5 protein-coding genes are annotated in these 7,206 nt (G+C 69.8%); 4 read left to right on the forward strand and 1 reads right to left on the reverse strand.

Annotation, left to right across the window (positions count from 1 at the left end):
- Nucleotides 1-92: 92 nt before the first annotated feature.
- Genes grxC through AAHM41_RS01755 form a run of 3 tightly spaced genes read left to right on the forward strand, consistent with a single transcriptional unit; the run spans nt 93 to nt 1,917 of the window.
- Nucleotides 93-362 carry a glutaredoxin 3 gene (gene grxC / locus AAHM41_RS01745; protein WP_342234772.1) on the forward strand — a complete coding sequence of 90 codons (270 nt, stop codon included), beginning with the start codon at nt 93-95 and terminating at the stop codon, nt 360-362.
- Between the two features lie 18 nt (nt 363-380).
- Entirely contained in the window at nt 381-1,232 is an 852-nt protein-coding gene (locus AAHM41_RS01750; RefSeq protein WP_342234773.1) for a carbon-nitrogen hydrolase family protein, read from the forward strand.
- 10 nt (nt 1,233-1,242) lie between these two features.
- Entirely contained in the window at nt 1,243-1,917 is a 675-nt protein-coding gene (locus tag AAHM41_RS01755) for a YukJ family protein (protein WP_342234774.1), read from the forward strand.
- A gap of 7 nt (nt 1,918-1,924) precedes the next feature.
- Here the strand turns inward: AAHM41_RS01755 and AAHM41_RS01760 are convergent, their stop codons facing one another.
- Nucleotides 1,925-4,957: a hypothetical protein gene (locus tag AAHM41_RS01760; RefSeq protein WP_342234775.1), complete on the reverse strand. Its 3,033-nt coding sequence runs from the start codon at nt 4,955-4,957 to the stop codon at nt 1,925-1,927.
- A gap of 495 nt (nt 4,958-5,452) precedes the next feature.
- Between AAHM41_RS01760 and AAHM41_RS01765 the strand changes: the two genes are divergently transcribed.
- A partial coding sequence (locus tag AAHM41_RS01765; protein ID WP_342234776.1) for an ABC transporter ATP-binding protein occupies nt 5,453-7,206 on the forward strand: 1,754 nt, incomplete at its 3' end.

The following is a 7,206-nucleotide window of genomic DNA, read 5'->3' on the forward strand; positions in this document are numbered from 1 at the left end:
CGCCCAGGTCATGGGCGCCATTCGCCGGACGCAGACCCCTGGCATCGTCCGGCGAATGACCTCATATTCGGGGAACTCTTCGGAGGATCTGCATGCCACCCGTCATCGTCTACTCCAGCCCGTTCTGCCCTTACTGCTACATGGCCAAGAAGCTGCTGACCCAGAAGGGCGTCGGCTTCGAGGAGGTCGATGTGGTGGCCGAGCCGTCGCGGCGGGAAGAGATGCGGCAGCGCGCCAATGGCCGCAACACCGTGCCGCAGATCTTCATCGGCGCCACCCATGTCGGCGGCAATGACGACCTCCAGGCGCTGGAGCGCGCCGGCAGGCTCGACCCGCTGCTGGCCGAATCCGCGCCGGCCTGATCACGCTTCGAGGCGAGGATGACCCGCTTCACCGCCGCCTGTGTCCAGCTCAATGTCGGCACCGAGATCGAGCCGAATCTGCGGGACGCGGGGGCGCTGATCCGGCGGGCCCGCGATGCCGGGGCGACGCTGATCGCGACGCCCGAGAACACCGGCTTCATCGTCCAGGGCCGCGAGGCCGTGCTCGCGCGCTCCCTGCCGGAGGACCGACACCCCGGCCTGCCCTACTTCGCCGAACTGGCGCGCGAGACCGGGGCGACGCTGCTGATAGGATCGCTCTCGATCGGGCTGGCCGACGGCAAGGCCGCCAACCGCTCCTACCTGTTCGCGCCGTCGGGCGAGATCCTGGCGCGCTACGACAAGATCCACATGTTCGACGTCGACCTGGCCGGCGGCGAGCGCTACCGCGAGAGCGCCACCTTCGGCCCGGGCGACCAGGCGGTGGTGGCGCCGCTGCCCACCGGCGGCGTGCTGGGCCTGACCGTCTGCTACGATCTGCGCTTCGCCTATCTGTACCGCGCCCTGGCGCGGGCCGGGGCCGACATCCTCAGCGTGCCGGCGGCCTTCACCCGCAAGACCGGCCAGGCCCATTGGCACGTGCTGCAGCGCGCCCGGGCGATCGAGACCGGCAGCTTCGTCATCGCCCCGGCCCAGACCGGCACCCATGACAAGGGCCGCCAGACCTATGGCCATTCGCTGATCGTCGCCCCTTGGGGCGAGATCCTGGCCGATGCCGGCGAGGAGGTCGGCATCGTCACCGCCGAGATCGACCTGGCGCGGGTGGCGGAGGCGCGCACCGCCGTGCCGGCGCTGCGCCACGACCGCCGCGTCGCCCCGCCCGGCCCGCCGCTGCGCGCGGCCGGGGAATAGCCCGCGGAGCATGGCGATCGAGCGCTACGCGGTGCTGAAGGGGCGCCCGACCGACCGCCGCCTCGCCGCCGAGGGGTCGACCCACTACCATATCCGCGTCGATGTCGGCCGCCGCGACCATCGGGTGGCGGTCAACGTCCGGGGCTCGGCCTGGCCGTCGCTGGTGGAATATGTGCTCGACGCCGATTTCGACCATCCGGTGACCGCGCGGCTGGCGGCGCTGGCGCCGGGCCTGATCGCGATCGCCCGGGGCCAGGGGCTGGATTATGTCCGCGACGGGCTCTTCGACCGCTCCCACATGCGGCCGCTGCCGGCCACCCGGCCGGGGCCGGACAACGACCTGAACGAGAAGATCGACCGCATCGTCGCCCGGGCGATCAATGAGCCGGACGCCATGCTCTACGCCTTCGGCGAGCCGTTCGGGCCGGACCCGGTGGCCGATCACGGCTTCGGTTTCGCCCCGTCGCGCGGCATGCACAACATCCACATGAACCAGGGCAGCCCGGAGGAGCGATTCCGCGGCGACAACGGCGTTGGCCAGGACGGCGCCCTGCTGATCGCCTTCCCGCAGGGGCGCTGGGTGGCGCTGTTCCTGAAGTTCCAGTCGCAGGCCTGGCACACCGACGACACCACCGGCCACCCGCGCCAGCCGATGCAGGCCCGGCGCCGCCGGATGCAGGCCTGACGCCCGGTCAATTGCTGGCGAGCTGCAGGCTGAAGGGCTGGATGCCCATCTGGAACAGCGCGTCGTTCAGCAACCTGGTGCTCTCCTGGATCGGGTGCTGGTCCCACTGCTCGTAGTGCAGCTTGATCAGCGTCGCCACCCGGTCGGCGTCCTTCGGCGACAGGAGGTTCAGCCAGGTGACCATGTCCTTCTGGGACAGGCCGAGATGCTTGAACGCCTTGGTCAGGAACGGGCCGGCCGTGGGCGGGTCGCTGTCCAGCGAGGTGGCGTGCTTGGCCAGCTGCTCGGCGACCTCGGGCTTGACGTCCATGGCCTGCAGCCAGTCCTGGTCGGCGCCGTCATTCTCGTGCGAATGCTCATAGGCGCTGACCCCGGTGTTGATGCCGGAGGCGACCAGCATCAGCACCGCGCCGATCCCGGTCCAGGCGGTGGCGCTGAGGCCGAACAGGGTGCCGGCGCCGACTCCTGTCAGCACCCCGGCCTCCAGCGCCCCCGGCCCCATCAGGAAGGCCAGGTCCCCGGCCGCGCTGAGGGTGTAGGCGACGCCGCGCACCTTGTCCGTGGTCTTGTCCGAGTTGAAGAAGTTGATGGCATTGGCCGAGTCGATGCCGAGATAGGCGAGGTCGGCGACGTCGCGCAGCGCCGGGCTGAGCACATATGTCTTGAGCCCATCCTTGATCCCCTGCTTCACGGTCAGCCCGTCGACCTGCTGCGCCAGCCGGTCGTAGCTCTGGCTGATCAGGGTGTTGCCGCTGCCGGGCGTGAACTTGCCCTTGAGCCAGCCGTCGCCCATCGCCGCGTTGCCGGCCTGGCTCAGCGACATCAGCCCGTGCACCACGGCGTACGAGCCGTCCTGCAGCAGGCTGCCGCTCTGGGCGAAGGAGGTGGCGGCGAAGGCGGCGTTCTGGCCGAACAGCACCGAGCTGACGCCGGAGGAGACCCGCGACAGCGCCCGCGCGTTGAAATGCTCGCCGTTCGGGCCGCGGTAGCTGCCGTCGGGCTGCACCGTGAACGCCTTGCCCAGCACCAGCCCCTTCAGCGCCTGCTTGGCCGGGTCGCCGGCGATCTTCGAATCGTCCAGCTTGACCGTCGCGTACAGCTTGGCCGACTGGTAGACGACATTGCGGGCGGAGCGCTGGAACCACAGCGTGTTGGTCGGCGTGGTCGCGCCGTCGCTGCCGGTCAGGTCGGCGGCCGGCGTGGCGTCGATCGCCGCCTGGACGCTCTGCTGCTTCAGCCGGCCGAAATCCGGGCCGTACTCGGTGCTGCCGCCAGGCTTGTCGAAGCCCGGCGTGCCACCGAGGACATCGTCATAGCCGGCGATCGTGGCCTTGATGCCCTCGGCCACCTCCGCCTTGTCCTGCAGCTTCTCGCCGTCCTGGTTGATCCGGGCGACGTCGTCCTTGTGCTTCGGATCGGCCAGGATCTTCTGCACGGTCTGGTCCAGTTCGGCGCCGGTGCTGTTGCCGCCCCAGTCGTGGATCGGCACCGCCAGGAACTTGGCGTGGTCCATCGCCGTGCTCTTCAGCGAATCGACCGATTCGTTGAACTTGGTGACGCCCTCGGTCGCGGTGTACAGCGCGCCGACCGACAGCTCCGGGTCGCTGGTTCTGGTCGCGGCGGCCACCGACAGCGACAGGGCGATGTCGCCGTTGCCGACTGCCCCCAGCATCGCCTGGTTGTAGCCGAAGGGAGTCTGGAACATGTTCTCCTGCAGCCCGCGCTGGACCGGCTGCTTCGCCTCCGCCGCGATGTATCCGGCGATGCGGTCAACCGCGGCGCGGCCCTCGCCCGGCTTGCCGCCATCGGCATAGGTGGCGTTCTGGCAGGCGGCGGCCAGCCCCTCCATCACCGCGGCGGCGCGCTTGGTTTCGGGATTGCCCGGATTCGCGGTCATCCCCTGCCGGTAGCCGGCCACGTCGTGCACCATCGACTTGGCGGTCGACTGCAGCCGGTCGTCGTTCATGATCGCGACCACCTGCGCCGGCGTCGCCGTCTGCCGGTCGGTGACCTCGCGCAGCTTCTTGGCCGCGGCCTCGGCGCCGCCCTTCTCGTAGGCGTCGACGACGGACTGGACCGGCCGATCGACCAGCACCTCATGCTGCGCGTCCAGCGTCCCCTGTCTGATCGCGTCGGCCAGGCGCGGATTGTCCTTGGTGTAGGTCATATAGACGCCGGCGCGACCGGAGATCGAGCCCAGCGCCGTGCTGCCGGTCTGGTCGTCGGCCGTGGCGGTCAGCTGGGCCGCCACGGCCTGGCGCAGGGCGTTGTAGGTCGGGTCCTGATCCTTCTGCTTGGCGTCGTAGGGCGCGTCGGACTTCGCCGTCTGCAGCAGCTTGCCGAGCTGGTCCTCGGTCCGGCCCTGGCCGATCAGCTGGCGCGAATACAGGTTCTCGGCCGAGGCGACGGCGGCCTGGAACACCTTGTCGTTCGGTGCGCGGGCGGCGATCGGCGCCGCCAGGGCCTTGACGTCCGGCACCGCCTGCTCGGTGCCGGCATATTGCAGCTCCTGCACGATGGTGGCGGTCAGGTCGCCCTTCAGCTCCGCCGCCTTCTCCGGCGCCAGCACCATGACCGAGGCGGCGGCCAGCTGCTGCCGCTCCTGCTCCAGGAAGCCCAGCCGGGTCGGGTCCAGCACCGTGACGGCGTCGCCGTCCTGGCCGGGCTGCAGGTGGTGCGAGGCCGAAGGCGGGTTGGCCGGGCGGTTGCCGAAGGCCTGCTGGTCCAGCGACGGGGTCGCGGCCAGGTTGCCCTTCAGCAGCGAGTCGTCGTTGTCCTTGCTCAGGTCGACCCCGGCGCGGCGGTAGATGTCGTAGGGGTTGTCGCCGAGACGCAGCGGGTAATGGTCGCTGATGCCGAGCGGCGGCTCGTCGGCGCCGAACACATCCGCGGCCTTGTCGTCCTGTGACACCGGATCGGCGGCCGGCGTCTGCTTCGCCTGCTGGACCGACAGGCCGAAGGCCTGGGGGTTGGACTGGACGCTGGCCGGAGTCAGAAGCCGTTGGGAACGTGCCCACAGGGTCTCGATCCGGACCACCATCGCCGCCATCCTCATCGTCAATCGGCCAGGGGAGCGCAGCGCCTGATCCGGCCGGAAGCCCGCAGGGCAGGACCGCCGTCACAGAACTGCAATATTGAAGCTAGGACACGTTTTCTGTCCGATATCAAGATCAGCATGAGGTGGCGAGTCAGGCCCCCGATCCGGCGGTCGGGAATATTGCATTTAGCCGAATTTTACTGATGGCTTCCCTTTGGCCCGCCGATCCCGGCGGCACGCCGGGTTGCCTGAAAGCCGCGTCTGCCGTATGGTGCGCCGCCGACCGATCCCAGGAGAGCAAAATGACGACCTTCATGTCCGAACGGAAAGGAGTTAACGCCCATCGCAAGGACATGACGCTTCATGTTGTCCCGAATTCGGAGGTCGCCGGCGCCTCGAGACGCCGCACCTAGCCGCCTCGCTCTCCGACCGCTCAGCCCGGCTGCCGCGGTCGACGCTTCCCACGTCCAGCCCGTCTCCCCGCCGACCTCACGCGATGTGCCACGGGCCGTCGCCCGGTCGCGGCTGCGCAAGTTCGTGTCCGCCTACCGGCCGCACCTTCCGTTGCTGGCGGCCGACCTGTTCTGCGCCATCGTCGTCTCGGCCACGGCGCTGATCCTGCCGCTCGGCGCCAACATCGTCACCAGGCGGCTCACCGGCCTGGGCGACGCCCCCGGGGCGCTCGAGGAGGTCTATGTCCTGGGCGCGGCCATGCTCGCCGTGGTCCTGCTGCAGGCGCTCAGCAACCTGTTCGTCGACTACCAGGGCCATGTCATGGGCGCGAAGATGGAAAGCGCCCTGCGCCGCGAGCTGTTCGAGCATCTGCAGAAGCTGTCCTTCGGCTTCTACGACCGCCAGCGCACCGGCCAGCTGATGAGCCGGATCACCAACGACCTGTTCTCGCTCGGCGAGCTCTACCATCACGGGCCCGAGGACCTGGCGATCGCGGTGCTGAAATTCGCCGGGGCGATCGCCATCCTGGCCTGGCTCGACCTGCCGCTGGCCCTGATGATCCTGGCGGTGCTGCCCTTCGCCGTCGCCTATGCGCTGCACTTCAACCGCCGCATGAACCGGGCGCTTCTGCTCAGCCGCGAGCGGATCGCCGCGGTCAATGAGCGGGTGGAGGATTCGCTCGCCGGCATCCGCGTGGTGCAGTCCTTCGCCAACGAGGCGGTGGAGGCCCGCCGCTTCGAGACGCAGAACGCCGCCTTCCTGGACAGCCGGCGCGCCGGCTATCGCAGCGAGGCCTTCTTCTCGATGGGGACGGAGACCTTTCCGCAGCTGATCACGGTGATCATCATCGTCGCCGGCGCGGTGCGGGTCGCCGAAGGGCAGCTCGCCGTCGCCGACATGCTGACCTTCCTGCTCTGCGTCGCGGCGCTGGTCGACCCGGTGAAGCGGCTGGCGAACTTCGCCCGGCTCTGGCAGGAGGGCTACACCGGCTTCACCCGGATGATGGAGATTCTGGAGGTCGAGCCGGACATCCGCGACCGGCCCGGCGCCGTCGAGCTGGCCCGGCCGCGCGGCGCGATCAGCTTCCGCGACGTCGGCTTCCGCTACGAGGACGACCGGCCGCTGGTGTTCCGCGACCTGTCGCTCGACATCCGGCCGGGCGAGTTCGTCGCCCTGGTCGGCGCCTCGGGCGGCGGCAAGAGCACGCTCTGCGCCCTGATCCCGCGCTTCTACGAGGCGACGGAGGGCCGGATCCTGATCGACGGCACCGACATCCGCGACGTCACCCTGGCGTCGCTGCGGCGGGCGGTCGGGGTGGTGCAGCAGGACGTCTACCTGTTCGCCGGGACGGTGGCGGAGAATCTGCGCTACGGCAGGCCGGACGCGACGCAGGAGGAGATCGTCGCGGCGGCCCGGGCGGCCAATGCGCATGACTTCATCATGGCGCTGCCGGAAGGCTACGACACCGATGTCGGCCAGCGCGGCGTCAAGCTGTCCGGCGGCCAGAAGCAGCGCCTGACCATCGCCCGGGCCTTCCTGAAGGACCCGGCGGTGCTGATCTTCGACGAGGCCACCAGCGCGCTCGACAACGAGAGCGAGCGGGCGGTGCAGGAGGCGCTGCTGGATCTGGCCCGGGACCGCACCACGCTGGTGATCGCCCATCGGCTGTCGACGGTGCGCCACGCCGACCGCATCCTGGTCCTGACCGACCAGGGCATCGCCGAGCAGGGCACGCATGAGCAGTTGCTGGCCGCCGGCGGCGCCTATGCCGCCCTCTATCGGGTGCAGGCCAGCTTCTG

The sequence above is a fragment of the Inquilinus sp. OTU3971 genome (genome assembly GCF_038440215.1).